Consider the following 20,307-nt stretch of genomic DNA (forward strand, 5'->3'; position numbering starts at 1 on the left):
CAGGCCGCATTCGGCTTAAACCCGCTCAATAATCGTTGCGGTGCCCATGCCGGCGCCGATGCAGAGCGTGACGAGCGCGGTGTTGAGGTCGCGCCGCTCCAGTTCGTCGAGCACCGTGCCGAGGATCATCGCACCGGTCGCGCCGAGCGGATGGCCAAGCGCGATCGCGCCGCCATTGACGTTGATCTTGTCATGCGGAATGTCGAAGGCCTGCATGTAGCGCAGCACGACGGCGGCGAAGGCTTCGTTGAGTTCGAAGAGATCGATATCGGCAAGCGACATGCCCGAACGCTTCAGAAGCTTTTCGGTGACATCGACCGGACCGGTCAGCATCAGCGCCGGATCGGAGCCGATATTGGCAAAAGCCTTGATGCGGGCACGCGGCTTCAGCCCCATGCTTTCACCGCCAGCCTTGGAGCCGAGCAGCACGCCGGCCGCGCCATCGACGATGCCGGAGGAATTGCCGGCATGGTGCACGTAGTTGATGCGCTCGATTTCCGGATGCGCCTGAATGCCGACGGCTTCGAAGCCGCCCATTTCGCCGGGCATCTGGAAGGAGGGGTTGAGCGAGGCAAGGTTCTGCATCGTCGTGGTCGGACGCATATGCTCGTCCTTGGCGAGGATGACGATACCGTTCTGGTCCTTCACCGGAACGACGGAGCGGTCGAAATAGCCGTTGTCCCAGGAATGGCCGGCGCGCTTCTGGCTCTCGACGGCATAGGCATCGACATCATCGCGGGAGAAGCCGTATTTCGTGGCGATCAGGTCGGCGGAAACGCCCTGCGGCATGAAGTAGCCGGGGAAGTTGACGGACGGGTCCATGTACCAGGCACCGCCGGACATGCCCATGCCGACACGCGACATGCTTTCGACGCCACCGGCAATGACGATGTCATCGGCGCCCTGAGCGATCTTGCCGGCCGCGAAGTTGACGGCATCGAGGCCCGAGGCGCAGAAACGCGAAATCTGCATGCCCGGCGCCTTGTTGGAATAGCCCGCTTCAAAGGCAGCTGCCTTCGGAATGACGGCACCGGCTTCGAACACCGGATCGACGCAGCCCATGATGATGTCGTCAACGGTCGATGTGTCGAGCCCGTTGCGGTCACGCAGGGCTTCCAGCACCTTTGCGGCGAGGCGAGGTGTGGGCACTTCGTGCAGCGCCCCATCCTTCTTGCCGCGCCCGCGCGGCGTGCGCACGTGGTCGTAAATGAAGACTTCGGTCATTGTTACATCTCCCTTGGGAATGCGCTCTCCGGCACCTTCCCGTTCACGATCTATTCAAACAGTGTCGAAACCCGCGCCAGAACTTCATCGACGATGAAGTCGGGAACGGTTTCGGAAAATTTTGCACCCCGAACGCTCAGGTCGAGCGCCCGAACCTGATTGCAGAGAACGACGCCGGTCGCTTTCGTGCCGGCCCCGGAAAGCGATACGGTGAAGCCCTGCATCCGCATAAACTCGCCGCCGCTGGTGATCGGCGCGACAATCGGCGTGCCGAGCCGGTTGAAAGAGCGTGCGGTCAGGATCAGCACATAACGCGCCTTGCCCTGCTCACGCCCTCTGGTCGGCTCCAGATCGACATGCCAGATGTCGCCTCGTTCCATCAGATAATTTCTCGCCCGACAGGGGGAGAATCCATCCATTCGCGCTCTTCATCGGACATCGGCACGCTGAGATCGCACTGTGCCAAAAGTTCCTCCAGCGTGTACTTCGGCCGGCTCCTCGGCACCGCCACGAGCTTGCCGTCCTCGACGGTAACCTCGAGCTTGGTGTTGGCGCTGAGACCGAGTTCATCCAGAACGGGCTTCGGAACGGTCATCATCACCGAGCCGCCGACATTGCGCAAAGTGGATACGGGCATGTACGCCTCCATGGGAAAGTTATACCAAAATATAACTTTCCCTCCGATTATACCAGCCTTAGAACGCAGCTGCGTCCAGTGCCATCAGCGTATCGGCGCCAGCTTCGATGCGGGCCTTGCGCAGCGCCGTTTCCGGCAGGATGCGTTCCATGAAGAATTTTGCCGTTACCAGCTTGTTCTGCAGGTAGTCCGCACGCGCCGTGTCGCCAGCCGCGAGCGCATCTTCCGCCGCCTTGGCGATCTTCGCCCACATATAGCCGAGAACGACGAGGCCCGAGAGGTGCATGTAGTCGGTCGAGCCGGCACCGGCATTGTCTGGCTTGGCCATCGCGTTCGACATGAACCACATGGTCGCCGCCTGCAGGTCGTTCAGGCCCTTCTTCAGCGCCTTGGTGTAGAGCGTCAGCTTCTCGTCACCACGGTTCTCCTCGCAGAAATCGCCGATTTCCTTGAACAGCGCCATGATTGCACGGCCGCCGTTGAGGCCAAGCTTGCGGCCGACGAGGTCGAGCGCCTGGATGCCGTTTGCGCCTTCGTAGATCATCGCAATGCGCGCATCGCGCACATACTGGCTCATGCCGTGTTCTTCGATGTAGCCGTGGCCGCCGAAGACCTGCTGCGCCATGACGGCGTGGTCGAAGCCCTTGTCGGTCAGGACGCCTTTGAGGATCGGCGTCATCAGGCCGAGGATGTCGTCGGCTGCCTGCCGGTCTTTCTCGTTGTCGCCGCGATGGGCGATATCGGACTTCAGCGCGGTCCAGAGGGTGAAGGCGCGGCCGGCTTCGTTGAAGGCCTTGATGGTCATCAGCGTCCGGCGGATGTCGGGATGCACGATGATCGGGTCGGCCTTCTTGTCCGGCGCCTTGGCGCCGGACAGCGAACGGCCCTGAATACGCTCGCGGGCATAGTTCGCGGCATTCTGATAGGCCACTTCCGCGATCGAAAGACCCTGCAGGCCGACGCCCAGGCGGGCCTCGTTCATCATCACGAACATGGCGTTCAAGCCTTTGTTCTCCGCGCCGATGAGATAGCCGGTCGCCTCGTCATAGTTCATGACGCAGGTGGAGTTGCCGTGGATGCCCATCTTGTGCTCGATCGCGCCGCAGGTAACGGCGTTGCGGCTTCCGAGCGAGCCATCGGCTTCCACCATGAACTTCGGCACGATGAACAGCGAAATGCCCTTCACACCTTCCGGTGCGCCTTCGATGCGGGCGAGAACCAGATGCACGATATTGTCGGACATATCGTGTTCGCCGGCGGAGATGAAAATCTTCTGGCCGGAAATCTTGTAGGAACCATCGCCCTGCGGCACGGCCTTCGAGCGCAGCAGGCCGAGATCGGTGCCGCAATGGGGCTCCGTGAGGTTCATCGTGCCCGTCCAGGTGCCATCCACCATCTTCGGCAGATAGGTCGCCTTCTGCTCATCGGTGCCGTGAACGAGGATCGCGGCGATCGCGCCCTGCGTCAGGCCCGGATACATGGTGAGCGCCATGTTGGCCGACGACATATATTCGCCGACCGCGGTGTGCAGTGTGTAGGGCAGGCCCTGGCCGCCGAATTCTTCCGGTACGGAAAGGCCGAGCCAGCCGCCTTCGCGGTAAAGATCGAAAGCCTGCTTGTAGCCCTTGGGCGTGGTAACGGTCGCGTCGTCGTTGCGCTTGCAGCCTTCCTGGTCGCCGGAAAGATTGACCGGGAACAGTACCTCTTCCGCCAGCTTGGCGGCCTCGCCGACGATCGCTTGGATCATGTCGGGGGTCGCATCGGCGAAACCGGGAAGATTGTTGTAACGCTCGATACCGAGCACATCGTTCAGGATGAAGAGGGTGTCTTCGACCGGAGCCTTGTAGATGGGCATGTCCTGTTGTTCCTCGCCTGCGAATCCGAAAGGGAAAGTGGTTTCCTCGTAACCATTGGCACCATGCTACAAAACTTTGACGTTTGCGTAAACGTCAAAAAATACAGAAAACGATTTTTACGCTGCAAAGCGCCCCTCGTGACGATGTCGGTAGCATCCGAGCCTCCTGCAAACAGAATGCGACCAAATCGTTAAAAAATTTCAGCGGTAGTTAACGGCTTGTTTACCACGTTTCGCGAAAGTGCGTGGTGAAACGGTCAATGCTGCTCAAGTCCTGTCTTCGCGTCGTCGCAGTCTTGTCCGGATCGGCAATCGACCGGCATGGCAGAGACCGCCAGCCTTCGGCGGCCGGTCATGGCCGATGGAAGAGGCGAAGATTGAGATGAACGGATCGCGACCGCATAACCCACGCTCTGGAAACCCGTCTTACGGCGGAAGCTCCTATGGCGAACGCTCGTCTCTCGATGCCTTGAACAGGACGATCGAAGGCCTCGAATCGCGGATCGAAGGGTTGATGGGCAATGCGGCCCGGGAGCCGAAGTATCGTGCGCCCGAGCGCGAACAGCCGCAGCGTCCCGATCCGGTTGCCGAAATCATGCAGCGCCAGCGCGCCCTGGCCGCAGGCCGCGATACTGCTGATCGCAATCCCCGGCTTGCCCCACGCGCGCAGCCTCAGCCGACGTCACGCTCGACCTATACCGAAGAGCGCCGCACGTCTCCCCTTCGTGATGCGCTTGCGCAGCGCGAAGCCCTGGCGCGTCGCGGAGCGGAAACCCCTGCAGGCCGTGCGCCCTTGCGCGAGCCGACACCTCTGCGTGAGCCTCCGGCGCGTCGTGCGGTCGAGCCGCAGCAGGAGCGTGCAATCGCCGACATCACCCAGGCACTCCTCGGTCTCCGCCAGGAGCTGAAAACGGACATTGCCGACGGCCTGGCGCGCGAGATGACGGCGCTGCGCAACGAAATTCGCGGTATCACGACGGAGGCCGCCCAAGGTCAGGTCGGCATTGCCGATATCCGCAACGATCTGCAGTGGCTGTCTGAAAGCATCAACCAGATTGGCCGGCAGGCACCGCCGGCGCAGGCCGATGCGCTGAAGTCGGAATTCGAAGAACTGCGCGCGATGATTGACGGGCTCGCCCGCGAAGATGGCCTGCGGCGCATGGAAGATCGCTGGACGGCTGTTGAAAACCGTCTGCAGAGTTTCGACCAGAACCGTGACGATGAACTCGTCGCTCTCGCTTATCGTCTGGACGAGATCAAGTCGCAGATCGGTGGCATGAACAGCACGCCGGCGATCCACGCGCTGGAAGACAAGCTGGTATCGATGGCGCAGGCCGTTGAAATGCTCGGTCGTCACATGCAGCCGGATGACAACCGGTTGAGTTCGCAGTTTGCCGATCTCGATATGCGTCTCGACGAAATCAGCCGCGCCATCGTTTCGAGCGGTCGCACGGCCTCGAGCATAGATGCCGCCGCCGTCGACCGTGTGGAAAACCGTCTTGCCGACCTCGCGCACCAGATCGATATGCTGGCACGCCCGACCGACAACGGCCTGGGAAACCGCATCGAAGCGCTGGCCACACGTGTCGAGCAACTCGCCAACGAAGAGGCGGCGATCAGGCTGGAAGAGCGCCTCGACCAGCTTTCGGTGATGTTCGAACGCTCGCAGAAAAACGTGCAGCCTGATCTTACCGGATATCTCGCCGATATCTCCCGCAAGATCGATGCCCTCGATCAGGGCGACGTGAATGATGCACTGGCCGAACGTCTGGACGATCTGGCACGCCGTATCGATGCGCTGGATCAGCCGACGGAAGCCTATCCGCTGGGCGATCGCTTCGAGCGTCTGGAAGGTCAGCTCGCCGATATCGCGATCCGCCTCGAGGAGACGCACGCCGCTCCCTACGATGACGGCAACGCCCTGCGCGGGCTTCAGGACCAGATCGCCAATCTCTCCGCCTTGATAAGCGAGCCGCGTCCGGTCACGGCCGCAGCCTTGCCGGCCGAGATCGAAGGCCGCATGAATGCACTCGAAGATTACATGGCGACCAGCGATGAATATATCATCGAGGCCGCCCGGCAGGCCGCCGAGGCCGTTATGGAAGCCTATAGTCGCAACGGTGTCGCGCCCGCAGCCGGCGGTGCCGACATGGCCGCCATTTCCGCCCTTGCCGGTGACCTGAAGACGCTCGAGGAACTCAGCCGCTCCAGCGAGGAGCGGACGGCCCGCACGTTCGAAGCCTTGCACGAAACGCTGGTTCATATCGCCGAAAAACTGGAACGTCTTGAGGAAGGCACCCATCATCAGGATGAGCCCCGCCCCTTTGGCATGCGTGAAGCCGGGTTCGTACCACCTCAGATGCCGAAGGCCGCCGAGCCGGATTTCGAAGATCCGTTTGCTGCCGTCGACCCGTATGAGCATGTGAAGCGCGATATGCAGGCGCAGGCGAGCTCCGTATCGCCCTCGGTTTTGATGCAGGTCGCAGCGGATGAGGAAGTCGCCACCGCGCTTCTTGACGAGCGCGGGGTCGTCGAAGATGTCGCCGATGTCCGTCCTGCCGCGAAGAAGGGACTGCTTGCCGGACTGACGCGGCGCTTCTCGGGCAAGCGTTCCGACGCCGCCCGGGCGGAAGGCCGGCAGACGGTGGAGCCGACCCCCTCCATCGACGCGGCGGACACGATCGCGCCCGATGTCGCAAACCAGCTTCTGGAGCCGGGTTCCGGCATGCCGGATGTAAAGAAGATCCTGGAGCGTGTGCGCGCCGGGCAGGCAAGCCGTGGCGGACAGGACAACACGCCCGGCGAGGCCGACAAGGCTGATTTCATCGCTGCAGCGCGCAGGGCGGCCCAGCTCGCCGTGGAGGAATCCGACACGATCGGTCAGCGCGGTCGCACGTCTGCTCCGACCTCGTCGATCGGCGGCGCCTTCGCCCGTCATCGCCGGCCGATCTTGATGGCCGTCGGTGCCGTTCTGCTGGCAATCATGTCCTACCCGCTCGTCAACACCCTGATCCGCGGCGACCGCGCGCCACAGCCGGTCGCAGCCATCGAACAGCAGGTTGAGCCGACCGAAAGCAGCGAAGGTGCGGACAGCGCCGTTGCCCCGGTCGAGCAGGAGGTCGCACCACTGTCGTCTCTCCAGCCGCAGGACGATGCGCCCGAAACCGCGACACCGACGGAAACAGCGGAGGCTTCCGAGCCTGCCGCACCGATCGAGAACGGCGAACAGGCAGCGGCCCTCGATGAGCCGACAGCAGCTGCAGATACGCAGGAGCCGTTGCCGACCGACACGGCCATGATGGCAGCTCCCGCCGAAACGACGATGGCGCCGGGCAGTTTCACGACTACGCCGCAGGCTGCGTCCACAACTGGCTACACGGCACCGGCAAAGTCTGCCGAAGCAGTGGCCGTTCCAGCCGAAATCACCCAGCCTGCACTTGTGGCTGCGGTCAAGGGCGGCGATCCGCTTGCCTATTTCGAGATTGGCGCGATCTATACCGAAGGCCGTGGCGTCAAGGCAAACCTTGTGGAAGCGGCCAAGTGGTATCAGCGTGCGGCAGATCAGGGCCTCGTGCCTGCCGAATATCGCCTGGCCACCCTGTACGAAAAGGGCACGGGCGTTACCCGTGACCTCGCCAAGGCAAAGGCGCTTTATCAGGGCGCGGCTGAAAAAGGTAACGCCAGCGCGATGCACAATCTCGCTGTCATCCTCGCAAATGGCGGCGACACCGCTCCTGATTTTGCAGCGGCTGCAAAGTGGTTTGAAAAGGCTGCTGAACTCGGCCTGCGCGACAGCCAGTACAATCTCGCGATCCTCTATGCGCGCGGCAACGGCGTGAAGCAGGATCTGGCCGAATCCTACAAATGGTTTTCGGCGGCAGCCAAGAGCGGCGATACCGACGCGGCCCAGAAGCGGGAAGACGTGGCCAAGGCTATGCAGCCGGAGCAGTTGAAGGACGCCAAGGCCCGTTCAGACGCCTGGAAACCGACGGAAGCGGATGACAAGGCCAACAACGTCGTCGTTCCCGATGCCTGGCTCGGCAAGAGCCCTACCACGGCCAGCGTCGATATGACCAAGGCCATTCGCAACATTCAGGCGATCCTGAACAACAACGGCTTCAATGCCGGCGCGCCCGACGGCAAGGTCGGCGCCAAGACGGTGGAGGCCATCAAGGCCTTCCAGAAATCGATCGGTCAGGAGCCGACCGGCCAGATCAACGATGCCCTCGTCCGCGAGCTTTTGAAGCGAAACGGATAAGCGACGCCTGCGGCCCCAATAATGCCGCAGAGCGACCGGAAAACATTGCGCGGTCAGGCTAGGCTCGTTGAGCAAGCCGGTTCAATCTCCCCCTCGATGCGTCTGAGCGGGGTGGTTGTCGGTCGAGGCAGCGCAAAAGGTCCTGACTGGCTATTTCAGAGGGGATGTTCCCCTGATGTTTTTCCATTCGAGGGCGGACCTACAGGCCGCCGCTATTGAGCCCTGTCGGGGCATAATGAATTTGGATGCGGTTTCGCGGGCACGTATTCGTGCAGGCGACGACGTATCTGCTTTTCGAGGTCTGCGTTGTGACGATCTACCTGCCCATTGCGGAATTGTCGGTCAATATCCTGATCATCCTCGGCATGGGCGCGGCTGTGGGCTTTTTGTCCGGCATGTTTGGCGTCGGTGGCGGGTTTCTGATTACGCCGCTGCTGATCTTCTACAACATTCCGCCCGTCGTCGCCGTCGCCACCGGTGCCAATCAGGTGGTTGCTTCCTCGATCTCCGGTGCGATCACCCATTTTCGCCGCGGTACGATCGATATCAAGCTCGGCACGGTTCTTCTCTGCGGAGGTCTCGCGGGAGCGACCCTCGGCATATGGCTGTTTGCGCTGTTGCGCCGCATTGGTCAGCTCGATCTCGTCATTTCGCTGGCATATGTGTTGCTGCTTGGCACGGTCGGCTCCTTGATGCTCTGGGAAAGCATCAACGCCCTTCGCCGCGCCGCCCGTAACGAACAGGTGACGCTGAAGCGGCCCGGCAACCACAACTGGGTGCACCGCCTGCCGCTGAAGATGCGTTTCAAGAAATCGAAAATCTATCTCAGCGTCATACCCGTTGCCGCCCTCGGCTTCTGTATCGGCATTCTGACTTCGGTCATGGGCGTCGGCGGTGGGTTCATCATGGTGCCGGCCATGATCTATCTGCTGCGCATCCCCACCAACGTCGTCGTCGGAACATCGCTGTTCCAGATCATTTTCGTTTCGGCCTATACGGTCATCGTCCAGGCGACCGCGAACTACACGGTCGATATCGTACTCGCCTTTGTGCTGATGGTAGCCGGCGTGATCGGTGCGCAATACGGCGTTCGCGTTGGCCAGCGGTTGCGCGGCGAACAGTTGCGAGCACTTCTTGCGCTGCTCGTTCTGGCCGTTGGTCTCCGTCTTGCCATCGAGCTGATCATTCCCCCAAAGGAAGTCTATTCGGTCGTGTCTGCGGGGCTCGGCTTCTGATGCGCGCGTTCGCCTCCTTACTCTGCTGCATGCTTTTCCTTGCCGCCTTCGCACGGGCGCAGGCCGAGCCGCAGGACTTCACCGAAAAGCTCGAAATCGGCATTTCCACCGACGAAATCGCCATCACCTCGGATTTCCGCGGCGCAGATATCACCATCTTCGGTGCGATCGACGGTTTCGATACGACCTTGCTGGCCCAGGGCAAGTACAACATCGTGGTGGCGCTTGAGGGGCCGAAGGAAAATTCGACCGTGCGCAAGAAGGAGCGCGTTTTCGGCATCTGGATCAACACGAGCTCGATGACGTTCGAACTCGTGCCTGAGTCCTATTCGCTGTCCTCGACGCGCGACATCGAAACGATCGCGCCACCACAGTACATGAACAATATGGGTATCGGTGTGAACCATATGCCGCTGAATCCGGTCGGTTACATCGGCGATGGTTCGCGCGTCGGCGAGTTTCGCGATGCCTTCCGCCGGCTGCGTGAGGCGACGGGCGTCTACCAGCGCGATCCCGGCGGCGTTCAGTTCATCAGTTCCAGCCTGTTCAAGGCATCGGTACGTCTGCCGGCCGATGTGCCGAACGGGGTGCATGTGGTGCGCGCCTATCTTTTCCGTGATGGTCTTTTTGTCGCTGCCAAGGCCCTGCCGCTGCGTGTCGTCAAGACAGGTCTCGAGCAGGCGCTGACCCGCGCGGCCCATGAATCGCCGTTTCTCTATGGCATTGTCGCTGTGCTGCTTGCGGTTATCACCGGTTGGCTGGCCAGCATCGTCTTCCGCCGCGACTGATCGGCTTTGCGATCGGCAGGAAAACAGGCTATTGCCACGGAAACATCAGGAGATTGATCCATGAAGCCGATTTTCGTTCAGCTGCAGTGCGCGCCGGGCAAGACCTATGAGGTTGCCGACGAGATCTACCGCAAGGAAATCGTCTCGGAGATGTATTCCACCAGCGGCGATTACGACCTGATGATCAAGATCTATGTGAGCGAAGATCAGGATATCGGCAAGTTCATCAACGACAACATCGCCACCGTGCCGGGCATCAACCGCTCGCTGACGACGCTGACCTTCAACGCCTTCTGACCGGCGTCCAGGCTTTCTCTTTCCTCCGTCTTGCACTCGCATTGCTGCAGCTTTCCGGCTTCGGCATGATCGCCGCGTGCCCTGTCGCTGGCCGGTTGCGTTCCAGAAACGTTTTGCTATGATCGACTGATTGCAAAATGAAATCAGTTTTGCTGCAAGACGCGGAGGAGAAGTCATGCGCAAGCTCATCGTCTGGAATCTCATGACGCTCGACGGATATTTCGAGGGTTCCAAGCCTTGGGATCTCGGGTTTCACACGTTTGCCTGGGGCAGCGATCTCGAGCAGCTGAGCCGCGATCAGCTCTACCGCGAGGGTGATCTTCTCGTCTTCGGCCGCAAGACCTACGACGGTATGGCGGCATACTGGACGACGACGGAAGAGGAAGGCGAGATCAAGACGCGGATGAACAGCATCGCCAAAATCTGCGTCTCCCGCAGCCTGACGGAGGCAAGCTGGAACAATACGCGCGTCGTCAGCGATCCGGTGGCCGAACTGATCAAACTCAAACAAGAGCCAGGACAGTCGATCTTCGTCTTCGGTAGCGCCGAGCTGGTGAAAAGCTTGATGGACGCCGGCCTGATCGACGAAATCCGGCTCTGCCTCGTGCCCGTCGTGCTCGGCGGCGGCAATCCCCACTTCAAGCCATCCAGCCAGCGGAAGCCAATGACTTTGCTGGAGGCTCGACCGTTGGCAAATGGGGCGGTGATTCTGCGGTATGGCGTGGGTGAACCGAAACCGGCGGCTTGAGTGTGTCTGACCAGACGATTTCTTGAATTTTGCGGTCGTTCGTTTATTGTGGTCACTAGTGACTACAATAGGTGTGCGATGTCGACAGTGGGCGTAAGGGATGCAAAGGCCGACTTCTCCAATCTGGTGGATGAAGCCACGAAAGGTGAGTTTGTAACAATCACGCGGCACGGCAAGCCAGTTGCAGCTATCGTCAGTATTGAAGCTGCAGAAGCTGCGCGGAAAGTCTTGGGAAAAACGCGACCGAATTTCGGCGACTATCTGATGGAATTTCCCGGCGGTATCGAGTTCGAGCGCAATTCGTCCGGAATGCGTGATGTCGATCTATGAGCGGCTATCTTCTCGATACCAGCGCTCTTTCCCGCTTTGCACCGGGGCGTCCGGACGTTTCTCCTGAGCTGCGTCATTGGGTGCGTGAAAAGGGTGCAAGCGATTTGCTTTTTGTTTCCGCGATGACCATCGCGGAAATCGAAAAGGGAATTCGCAAGCTTGAACGTCAGGGAGCAAACGCAAGAACTGAACGTTTGCGCCAATGGCTGGAAGGCATTCTATCGACATTTGAAGATCGTATCCTGCCGATGGATACGGTTGTTGCCCTTCAGGTCGGGACCATCGAGGACGACGCGGCGGGTCGTGGTCGTAGTCCGGGATTGGCCGATGTGATCATCGCCGCGACTGCCCGAGTGCATGGGCACACCGTCGTTACGGATAATATCCGTCACTTCGAAAAGCTTGGTGTGGCTTTCGAGCGTCCACTTTAAAATTTCACCCCACCAGGTTCCCAAACGGCACCGAATAAATTCGGTCACGCCCCAGCATGTGGGCGACGAGGCGGGGGCGGTCGAAGAGGCCGGTCAGCGCCTTGTGGCGCAGGTCTAGGCCGCCGGTGGTTACGCCGAAGGCGGGCATGATCATTCGCAAGCCATCCGTGGCGAAACAGGCGCGACGCACCCGTTTTTCACGACGCACGACCGTTGCGGCCGGATGCAGGTGGCCGGCAATTTCGCCCTGGGGATTGTCCACAGAGGGTTCGTGGCGGAAGACGAGGTTGGCGAGGCGCAGCACGTCCATGGAGGTGCCGGGCAGGGTCATCGCGCCGTCGGGATCGTGGTTGCCGTTGATCCAGATCCATTCGCGACCGCGCGCCATAGTTTCGATCATCTCGCGAAACTGCGGTGGCATCAGGCTGGAGCCCCGTCGATCGTGAAAGTTGTCGCCGAGGCTGATGACGATTTTCGGATCGTGTCTTGTGATGATCGCTTCGAGAATGCGCAGCGTCGCCAGCGTATCGTAGGGCGGCAGCATCATGCCGCGACGGGCGAAGGCAGACCCTTTTTCCAGGTGCAGATCGGACACGACGAGTACGCCGAGATCGGGCAGGTGCAATCCGCCCAGCGGGTCGCAGAAACCGGCGGTTCCGTTGATCTCGATCCGTTCTGACAGAGCCGGATAAGCGCTTGCTGTCCTGGTTGCGAAGGCGAGGCGATGCATGTCGTCCAGTCGTCGTTTCAGCGGCTCAGTGGCCGGCCTTGATCTCGTTCATCAGTTCGTCCGCCGCCTCCGCCAGGAGAATATCCTGGGCTTCACCGGCAACGGTCTCTCTGCCGATTTCCAGCATGATCGGCACGGCCAGCGGTGAAACCCGGTCCAGTTGCTGGTGGCGGATGTGGCTTTTGATTCGCATCAGCATATCGCCAAGCCGGCCGATATCCAAAAGCCCCGTTGCCGCGTCGTTGCGCGTGGCTTCAAGCAGGATGTGATCCGGCTCATGGCTGCGCAATACGTCGTAAATGAGATCGGCCGAAACCGTGACCTGCCGTCCCGACTTCTCCTTGCCCGGATGCCGCTGTTCGATGAGCCCGGCAATGACAGCACAATTGCGAAACGTACGCTTCAGAAGGAAGCTTTCATTCAGCCATGCCTCGAGATCGTCCCCCAGCATATCCTCATCGAAGAGCGCGCCGAGCGACGGTTTTCCCTTCTTGAAGGCGACACCCATGTCTTCCAGCCCCCAGATGGCAAGCGAATAGTCGGTCGCGACGAAGCCGAGAGGTTTCAGTCCCGCCCGGTCGAGGCGACGCGTGAGCAGCATGCCGAGCGTCTGGTGCGCCAGCCGCCCCTCGAAGGCATAGGACACCATGAAATGCCGTTTGCCGTGCGGGAAGGTCTCGATCAGCAGTTCGTCTTCCTTCGGCAGTCGGGAAAAGTCTTTTTGAAGCGAAAGCCAATCGCGCACCTGTTCGGGCAGGGTCGCATGGTGGTTCGGGTCTGCCAGCATTTTTCTCACCTGCGCGGCGAGATAGGTGGAAAGCGGAAATTTGCCGCCGGCATAGGAAGGCACTTTCGGGTCGAGCGTATAGCCCTGGCTCACCAGACATTCGTTCTCGCGAATACCCTCAAACCGCAGCACCTTGCCGGAAAACAGAAACGTATCCCCCGGCGACAGCATTTCGAGAAAATACTCCTCGACCTTGCCGAGCGACATGCCGCCGCGTCCGATACTGCCGCGCGCGTTTCGCTTGACCATGCGGACATTGAGCATCGGCGACTCGATGATCGTGCCGATGTTCAGCCGGTATTGCTGGGCGATCTGCGGATTGGACACACGCCAGAGCCCGTCGGCGGTCTTGCGGATCTTGGCGTAGCGTTCATAGGTGCGCAGCGCATAGCCGCCGGTCGCGACGAAATCGACGATACGCTCGAAGGTTTCCCAGGAAAGATCGGCATAGGGCGAGGCGCTGATGATCTCGGCGTAAAGCTCCAGCGGATCGAAAGGCGCGGCGCAGGCCATGCCGAGCACATGCTGGGCGAGCACATCGAGCGCGCCGCGCCCGACCGGCGGCGTGTCCTGCGCGCCGAGATAATTGGCGTCGAGCGCCGCCTGGCATTCCATCACCTCGAAGCGATTGGCCGGCACGAGGATGGCCCGGCTCGGCTCATCCATGCGGTGATTGGCGCGGCCGATGCGCTGGGCAAGCCGGCTCGCTCCCTTCGGCGCTCCGACATGGATGACCATATCGACATCGCCCCAGTCGATGCCGAGATCGAGCGTCGATGTCGCGACGACGGCGCGCAGCTTGTTTTCTGCCATCGCCGCTTCCACCCGCCGCCGCTGGCCGACATCGAGCGAGCCGTGATGCAGGGCGATCGGCAGGTTGTCGTCGTTGATGGTCCAGAGTTCCTGAAACAGTCGCTCCGCCTGGCTGCGGGTGTTGACGAAGAGCAGGGTGGTTTTGGTATCGCGGATCGCCTCATAGACCGCCGGCATGGCATAGGCGGCCTGATGGCCGGACCACGGCACGCGCTCCTCGGTTCTCAAAATGCTGATTTCGGGCTTGGCGCCGCCGGTGACGGTGATCAGGCCGGCATGGCGGTCTTCGTCCGGCACCTGTGCCACCAGCCAGCGTTGCAGATCCATGGGATCGGCGACGGTGGCGGAAAGGCCGATCGTCTGCATCGAGGGTGCAAGCCGCCTCAATCGTGACAGCCCAAGCGACAGCAGGTGCCCGCGTTTGGAGGTGACGAGCGAATGCAACTCGTCGAAGACGACGTATTTCAAATCCTTGAAGAAACGCTCTGCCTCGCCATTCGCCAGCAGAAGCGCAAGCTGTTCCGGCGTCGTCAGCAGGATATCCGGCGGATTAAGTTTCTGCCGCTGGCGCTTGGCCTGCGGCGTGTCGCCCGTGCGGTTTTCGATGCGCACCGGCAGGCCCATTTCGGTCACCGGCTTCATCAGGTTGCGCTCGATATCGACGGCCAGCGCCTTGAGCGGCGAGATATAGAGCGTGTGGATGCCGGAGAAGGCCGATCCGGGCGGGATCTTGCCGCGCTCCGTCAGCGAAACGAGGGAAGGCAGGAAGCCGGCCAGCGTCTTGCCGGCTCCGGTCGGAGCAATCAGCAACATGCTCTCGCCGCCCTGAACCCGCGAAAGAAGATCGAGCTGGTGGGCGCGCGGACGCCAGCCCTTTTCCGCGAACCAGCGCAGGAAGGGAGCGGGGAGGGCGATGGGCGACTGCGCGGCCCTTGCGGGATCGATCTGGTTCACGCGAACAAATGTAGATCAAACCGCGCGGAATTGAAGGGCGGTATCGCTTTCGCGCCTCAAATTTCCGATGCTCTTGCAGCCGGTTGGGTGTAGGATGCGGCCATGAGCGAAGCCCAATCCATGTTTGCGGTGCTGCGCCAGATCGCAGAGCCTGCTGTCGTCGATGTTATCGAGCGGTTCGTCAGGGATGCTCCGGACCGCAAGCTCTGTCGCGTCAATGTTCTCGCCTTTGCCGCGAAGGAGGGGTTGGACGAGGAGCAGGCGATCAACGCCTTCCTGCACGCCTCCAATCTCGGCCTTTTCGAACTGTCGTGGAATGTGCTCTGCCCCGGCTGCGGCGGCGTGCTCGATGCCAATACCTCGTTGCGCACGGTCCAGAGCGATAGCTACACCTGCGCGCTCTGCGCGGCCGGTTATGAGCCGACGCTGGACGAGATGGTCGAGGTGACCTTCACCATCAGCCCGCGGGTCCGGCGTATCGCGGGTCATAATCCCGAGCTGCTGCCACCCGTTGAATATTTCCGGCAGATTTATTGGGGATCAGGCGTCGATCTTCCCGATGAGGGTTTTGAAGAAAAGGTCGATGAGTTCGTGCTGGAGGCGCTTGAGCTACCGCCCGGCGAAAAGGCCGTCATTTCGCTGCAGCTACCGGCAGAGTTTGTCATCGTCTTCGAGCCGGTAACCCATGCCGCCCAGTTCATTGACGTCAAAGGCTCGCCCACGCGCGAACGGCAAAATCTCTCCATGGTGTTCGACCGTGGCTTTCGTCATAGCGAAATCCTCGAGCTCCAGCCCGGCCCCATCCGTATCTCGGTTGAAAACCACACGCAGGTCCGCACCCTGCCGTCCGTCTGCATTGCCAACGAAGCCTTGCACGATCTGCTCAGTCGCCGCCGACCGTTCCTGACGGCCAAGCGCCTGCTCTCCAACCAGACTTTTCGCGATATCTTCCGGACCAACACGATCGAGGTGGACCAGCGGCTGAAGATCACCAGCCTCACCTTTCTCTTCACCGATCTCAGGGGCTCGACGGAACTTTACGAGCGTGTAGGCGACCTCGCGGCGTTTGATCTGGTCAAAACGCACTTTTCCATCCTGCGAGAAATCGTGGGGGCCCAGGCCGGTGCCGTGGTGAAGACAATCGGCGATGCGGTCATGGCCACTTTCCCCGCACCGTCCGGCGCACTTGCGGCTGCCATGCGCATGCGCGAGGCGATGCGCGTCCTCAACGACGAACGCGGCAGCGAAGATCTTCTCCTGAAGATCGGCATTCACGAAGGCCCGTGCATCGCCGTCAGCCTCAACGAACGGCAGGACTATTTCGGCCAGACGGTGAATATCGCTTCGCGGGTCCAGCATCTGGCCACATCCCGTGAAATCTTCGCGACGGGCGCGGTACTGGATGATCCCGGTGTCGCCAGCTTTCTCGCAGGCCGTGGCCTCAACCCGATGTCGCAGAGCGTTGCGCTTCGCGGCATCGCCGATGAGGTCAGGGTCTTTGCGATCCCCTGATCACATCGCGATATAGCGATCCTTGCGGTGGTTGATGGCCAGCGTCAGGTTCAACACGATGGCACCGATGATCGAGCAGAGGATGATGTAAGGGCTCGCCAGGAAGAACGAGCAGGCGAGGATCATGCCGTCGAAGCAGAGCTGCACAAGGCCCGCGCGCCAGCCGAAACGATCCTGAACATAAAGCGCGAGAATGCCGACGCCGCCGAGGCTGGCGCGATGGCGAAACAGCGCCAGCAACCCCGCGCCGATTACCAACCCGCCAAACAGCGCCCCGACCAGCGGATCGACCCCATTGAGACCGAGATGCCCGGGCAGCTGCTCCGATAGCATCGAGGTGATCGCGACGGCCGCAAAAGTCTTCAGGGTGAAGAGCGGACCCATGCGGCGGAAGGCGAGATAGTAGAACGGCAGATTGACGATGAAGAAGCAGATGCCGAAGCTCAAGCCCGTCGCATAATGCAGCAGAAAAGCGATACCCGGCGTTCCGCCCGTCAGCAGTCCGGCATTCGAAAGCAGCGAAATGCCCAGCACGGCCAGCATGCTGCCGGCGATGACGCCCTGCGCATCATCCATCACCGAATGGCGATCGGCGGTGGAACTCCACACGCGGGCAAAGGCGCTGCGGTCGGCCATGTATCTCTCCTTGCTGAAATTCCCCGCCCTTCTATCCGGTGCCGATAGAAGCGCAACCCCGAAATTTTGGGCCTCTTGACAGAGATCATAATCATAGATAAAAAATGTCCATGATTAAGGGAGGTGGTCATGAAACTCGGTGACGGCGTAGAGCAGGCCATTCACAGCGTCGCGATGCTATCGGGTCTGAGTGATGACGGCGTGCTGTCGGCGGCTGCGATCGCAGAGTTTCACGGTGTCTCGACCAGCTACCTGCTGAAGCATCTGCAGGCACTTTCGGGCGCCGGCATTCTTGCGACCGTGCCGGGTCCGAAGGGCGGCTACAAGCTGGCCAAGGCTCCGGAAGACATTTCGCTTCTCGATATCGTCCTTGCCGTCGAAGGGCCGGCCCCGGCCTTTCGCTGCAACGAAATCCGCCAGCGGGGTCCCAATCCGGTCGGGTCCCACCTGTTTGCCAAGCCGTGCAACATCGCGTCAGCGATGTTGAAGGCGGAGCGCGCTTACAGGGCGGAACTCGCCAAGACCAGCGTTGCGGACCTCGGCGTCCAGCTGGCGGCCCTCGATGATGGATCGATTGCCGCCAGAAGCTGCGCTTTCCTTGAACTTCATGAACGCAAACAGGCTCGATGAGCCGCAACAGGAGCAAGACCATGCAAGCCCGTATGAACTTCGTAAAAGCATCACCTGCCGCCTACAAAGCCGTTATGGTCCTGGAAGACTTTGTCCAGAACAGCGGTCTGGAGCGCCGCTTCATTCATCTCATCAAGCTGCGGGCATCGCAGATCAATGGCTGCGCCTATTGCGTCGACATGCACGTCAAGGAATCGCGCCATGACGGCCTGAGCGAGCAGTGGATCAACCTGATGTGCGTGTGGCGGGAAAGCCCGGTGTATGACGCCCGCGAACGGGCGCTGCTGGGCTGGGTGGATGCCGTCACCAACATCGCCCAAACCGCGGCACCGGATGAAGCCTATGCGACGCTCAAGGAGCATTTTTCCGAAAAGGAAATGACAGACATCACGGTCGCAATCGGCGCCATCAATGTCTGGAACCGGCTCGCCGTCGGCTTCCGTTCGCAGCACCCGATCGACAAGCCGGCCAAGGCCGCTTGATCCTTTCGGGGATCACAACGCGATATAACGATCGGCGCGGTGGTTGATGGCCACGAAGAGGTTCAGCACGACCGCGCCGAGCACCGAATAGAACACCACCGGAGGCGTGGTGACAAAGAAGGCGGCGGCCAGAACACAAAGGTCGATGCCGAGCTGCACGAGGCCGGCGCGGATACCGAAACGCTCCTGCAGGTAGATGCCGAGAATGCCGACGCCGCCGAGGCTGGCACGGTGGCGATAGAGCGCCAGAAGGCCAAAGCCCAAGAGCAGGCCGCCCAGCAGCGCCGCCCAAGCCGGATGCACCGATGCGATCTTGAAGACATCGGTCTGAACATTGGTGAGCAGCGAGGTGATGCCGATCGCAATGAAAGTCTTCACCGTGAATGCCATGCCCAGCCGCTTCCAGGAGAGATAGAAGAAGGGCAGGTTGAGCAGGAAGAAGGCGAGGCCGAAATTTACGCCGAAGGCGTAGTGCAGTAGGAAGGCGACACCGGCGGTGCTGCCGGTCAGCAGTCCGGCGCTTGCCAGCACGTAAAGGCCGAGCGCCGCAATGAGGCTGCCCGAGAAAATGCCCTGCACATCCTCGACTGTCGTGTGGCGGGTCGCGGTGGTGTTCCAGAAGCCGAGGGCACTCATAAGCTGGGTCATTGCGCGATCTCCTGATGCAACAGTCGAAAGAACCTGTTCCGGCGACGTGCCGGCTGGGAAATTTGAATGATAAAATCGCAGGGTCTTGCCGGCTGAGCCGGTGTACGCCCTTGTACGAATGCCAGGATTTTCAGGCTTTTCGCTGATGCAATCAAGTAAAATATGTAAGCAATGCTGACCTATTTAAAGATAGCAATATTCATGCGTCTTATTGGCCTTTTGCCGCAAGAAACAGAATGCCGAAGACCGGCTTTCCGCCATCATCGCGAATGGCCGTGCGCCTGATATCCCTGAGCGTGAAGCCTTTGGCCTCGGCGAGCCGGCGAATATAAGCCTCGCTGTGGGCGTAGCGCAGGGAAGGGCGCAAGGCGAAATCCGATCCGGATGCTTTCTCAAGGCTCGAATCGGCCTTAAGATCCTCGACCGAAAAGGCAAACAAGCCGCTTTCGGAAAGCAGGCGGCCCACGATCTCGAAAACACCTTCGAGATTGCCGAGATACATCAGCACATCGGCTGCGCTGACCAGATCAGCCCGGCCCTCTCCACGGTCGTTCGCGAAAAGTCCGGAGGATTCTGGAGACAGCGACAGGTCTGCTTGCCCCAGCCAATCGTATAGCTTCTTGGTTTCTGCCTTGGCCAGCATGTTGGCGGAAAGATCGACGCCTTCGAGATAGGAGGTGGCATTCCGGATTTCTGCGCCGAACAGACCGGTGCCGCAGCCAAGATCGATCGTGTGAGAAAACCGGGTCCCGCCGGCATGGTCGGCAATCAGAGCGGCAAGTTTCTGCGGTACGGTGTAGTTGAGCCGCTCGACGAGCGCCGCATCGAAGCGGTCGGCATAGTCGTCGAAAAGCCGCTCGACATAGGAACTTGGCGGCTGTTCGGGCGTCTCCGCGCCGCCAAGCAGCGCTAGTTTCAGCCCAGCGCCAAAGATATCGTCCGGATTGAGCACCATCACCCGCTTCAATGCCGCGACTGCTGCCTCTCTCCCGCCGGATTTCTCCTCATAGTCAGCGAGCCGGAACCAGCCGGCCGCCCAGTCGGGCACAAGCTCCAGCGCTTGGCGCATCAGGTCGGCGGCATCGGCATGGTCGCCGGTCTCGGCAAGCATGTGGGCATATTCGGCGCGGCGGTCGGCGATCAGGTCGCCGGAGGAAAGCTGGTGAAGGTTCATGGAAGTTGCCTCTGGCGTTCAATCGCTTCTGGCTCTCCATGGGTTAAATGGCAAGCGGGATGTTTTCGACAAGCCCCTCGCCAACTCTCGTGTCTTGCCCCGCGCCGCGCGGCAGCTTATGGGAAATGCAAACAGGAG

The 20,307-nt window shown here is 60.9% G+C and carries 19 protein-coding genes; 10 read left to right on the forward strand and 9 right to left on the reverse strand.

Annotation, left to right across the window (positions count from 1 at the left end; all coding sequences use genetic code 11):
- Positions 1-15 precede the first annotated feature (15 nt).
- Genes BLX89_RS17965 through BLX89_RS17980 form a run of 4 tightly spaced genes read right to left on the reverse strand, consistent with a single transcriptional unit; the run spans position 16 to position 3,716 of the window.
- Positions 16-1,224, reverse strand: coding sequence for an acetyl-CoA C-acetyltransferase (locus tag BLX89_RS17965; protein ID WP_075292341.1), 1,209 nt, complete (start codon positions 1,222-1,224; stop codon positions 16-18).
- Between the two features lie 50 nt (positions 1,225-1,274).
- On the reverse strand, positions 1,275-1,604 hold the full coding sequence (locus BLX89_RS17970; protein ID WP_075292342.1) for a type II toxin-antitoxin system PemK/MazF family toxin: 330 nt from the start codon (positions 1,602-1,604) through the stop codon (positions 1,275-1,277).
- Complete coding sequence (locus BLX89_RS17975) at positions 1,604-1,861, reverse strand: AbrB/MazE/SpoVT family DNA-binding domain-containing protein (protein ID WP_075292565.1); 258 nt, start codon at positions 1,859-1,861, stop codon at positions 1,604-1,606. Before BLX89_RS17975 ends, BLX89_RS17970 begins: the two co-directional genes overlap by 1 nt.
- 58 nt (positions 1,862-1,919) lie before the next feature.
- The gene (locus tag BLX89_RS17980; RefSeq protein WP_075292343.1) at positions 1,920-3,716 is read right to left on the reverse strand and encodes an acyl-CoA dehydrogenase C-terminal domain-containing protein; all 1,797 of its coding nucleotides are present in this window, start codon (positions 3,714-3,716) and stop codon (positions 1,920-1,922) included.
- A 382-nt stretch (positions 3,717-4,098) separates the two neighbouring features.
- On the opposite strand from BLX89_RS17980, the gene BLX89_RS17985 reads away from it, so the two are divergent.
- From BLX89_RS17985 to BLX89_RS18015, 7 genes are all read left to right on the forward strand, one after another.
- Positions 4,099-7,974, forward strand: a complete 3,876-nt coding sequence (locus BLX89_RS17985; RefSeq protein ID WP_075292566.1) for a peptidoglycan-binding protein — start codon at positions 4,099-4,101, stop codon at positions 7,972-7,974.
- 308 nt (positions 7,975-8,282) lie between these two features.
- Positions 8,283-9,209, forward strand: a complete 927-nt coding sequence (locus BLX89_RS17990; RefSeq protein WP_075292567.1) for a sulfite exporter TauE/SafE family protein — start codon at positions 8,283-8,285, stop codon at positions 9,207-9,209.
- Complete coding sequence (locus tag BLX89_RS17995) at positions 9,209-9,997, forward strand: TIGR02186 family protein (RefSeq protein ID WP_075292344.1); 789 nt, start codon at positions 9,209-9,211, stop codon at positions 9,995-9,997. The genes BLX89_RS17990 and BLX89_RS17995 overlap by 1 nt, the downstream gene beginning before the upstream one ends.
- Before the next feature lie 60 nt (positions 9,998-10,057).
- A complete protein-coding gene (locus BLX89_RS18000; RefSeq protein ID WP_075292345.1) occupies positions 10,058-10,294 on the forward strand; it encodes an Lrp/AsnC ligand binding domain-containing protein in 237 nt (78 codons plus the stop codon).
- Between the two features lie 175 nt (positions 10,295-10,469).
- Positions 10,470-11,042 (forward strand): dihydrofolate reductase family protein, encoded by a 573-nt coding sequence (locus tag BLX89_RS18005; protein WP_075292346.1) that lies wholly within the window; start codon positions 10,470-10,472, stop codon positions 11,040-11,042.
- Positions 11,043-11,120: 78 nt separating this feature from the next.
- Positions 11,121-11,372 carry a type II toxin-antitoxin system Phd/YefM family antitoxin gene (locus BLX89_RS18010; RefSeq protein ID WP_075292347.1) on the forward strand — a complete coding sequence of 84 codons (252 nt, stop codon included), beginning with the start codon at positions 11,121-11,123 and terminating at the stop codon, positions 11,370-11,372.
- Entirely contained in the window at positions 11,369-11,803 is a 435-nt protein-coding gene (locus tag BLX89_RS18015) for a type II toxin-antitoxin system VapC family toxin (RefSeq protein ID WP_075292348.1), read from the forward strand. The genes BLX89_RS18010 and BLX89_RS18015 overlap by 4 nt, the downstream gene beginning before the upstream one ends.
- A 4-nt stretch (positions 11,804-11,807) precedes the next feature.
- Here the strand turns inward: BLX89_RS18015 and pdeM are convergent, their stop codons facing one another.
- Positions 11,808-12,533 carry a ligase-associated DNA damage response endonuclease PdeM gene (gene pdeM / locus BLX89_RS18020; protein ID WP_075292349.1) on the reverse strand — a complete coding sequence of 242 codons (726 nt, stop codon included), beginning with the start codon at positions 12,531-12,533 and terminating at the stop codon, positions 11,808-11,810.
- Positions 12,534-12,558: 25 nt separating this feature from the next.
- Positions 12,559-15,087 (reverse strand): ligase-associated DNA damage response DEXH box helicase, encoded by a 2,529-nt coding sequence (locus tag BLX89_RS18025; protein WP_075292350.1) that lies wholly within the window; start codon positions 15,085-15,087, stop codon positions 12,559-12,561.
- A gap of 102 nt (positions 15,088-15,189) precedes the next feature.
- On the opposite strand from BLX89_RS18025, the gene BLX89_RS18030 reads away from it, so the two are divergent.
- On the forward strand, positions 15,190-16,599 hold the full coding sequence (locus tag BLX89_RS18030; RefSeq protein ID WP_075292351.1) for an adenylate/guanylate cyclase domain-containing protein: 1,410 nt from the start codon (positions 15,190-15,192) through the stop codon (positions 16,597-16,599).
- Here BLX89_RS18030 and BLX89_RS18035 read toward each other — a convergent pair whose 3' ends face one another.
- Positions 16,600-17,235 (reverse strand): YitT family protein, encoded by a 636-nt coding sequence (locus tag BLX89_RS18035; protein ID WP_075292352.1) that lies wholly within the window; start codon positions 17,233-17,235, stop codon positions 16,600-16,602.
- A 129-nt stretch (positions 17,236-17,364) separates the two neighbouring features.
- On the opposite strand from BLX89_RS18035, the gene BLX89_RS18040 reads away from it, so the two are divergent.
- Positions 17,365-17,865 (forward strand): Rrf2 family transcriptional regulator, encoded by a 501-nt coding sequence (locus tag BLX89_RS18040; protein ID WP_075292353.1) that lies wholly within the window; start codon positions 17,365-17,367, stop codon positions 17,863-17,865.
- A gap of 20 nt (positions 17,866-17,885) precedes the next feature.
- A complete protein-coding gene (locus BLX89_RS18045; protein WP_075292568.1) occupies positions 17,886-18,347 on the forward strand; it encodes a carboxymuconolactone decarboxylase family protein in 462 nt (153 codons plus the stop codon).
- Positions 18,348-18,359: 12 nt separating this feature from the next.
- On the opposite strand, the gene BLX89_RS18050 is transcribed toward BLX89_RS18045, so the two are convergent.
- Both BLX89_RS18050 and BLX89_RS18055 read right to left on the reverse strand, forming a co-directional pair.
- Complete coding sequence (locus BLX89_RS18050) at positions 18,360-18,995, reverse strand: YitT family protein (protein ID WP_075292354.1); 636 nt, start codon at positions 18,993-18,995, stop codon at positions 18,360-18,362.
- Positions 18,996-19,203: 208 nt separating this feature from the next.
- On the reverse strand, positions 19,204-20,169 hold the full coding sequence (locus BLX89_RS18055; protein WP_075292355.1) for a class I SAM-dependent DNA methyltransferase: 966 nt from the start codon (positions 20,167-20,169) through the stop codon (positions 19,204-19,206).
- Positions 20,170-20,307 lie beyond the last annotated feature (138 nt).

Source organism: Pararhizobium arenae, from assembly GCF_001931685.1.
Lineage (GTDB): Bacteria > Pseudomonadota > Alphaproteobacteria > Rhizobiales > Rhizobiaceae > Pararhizobium > Pararhizobium arenae.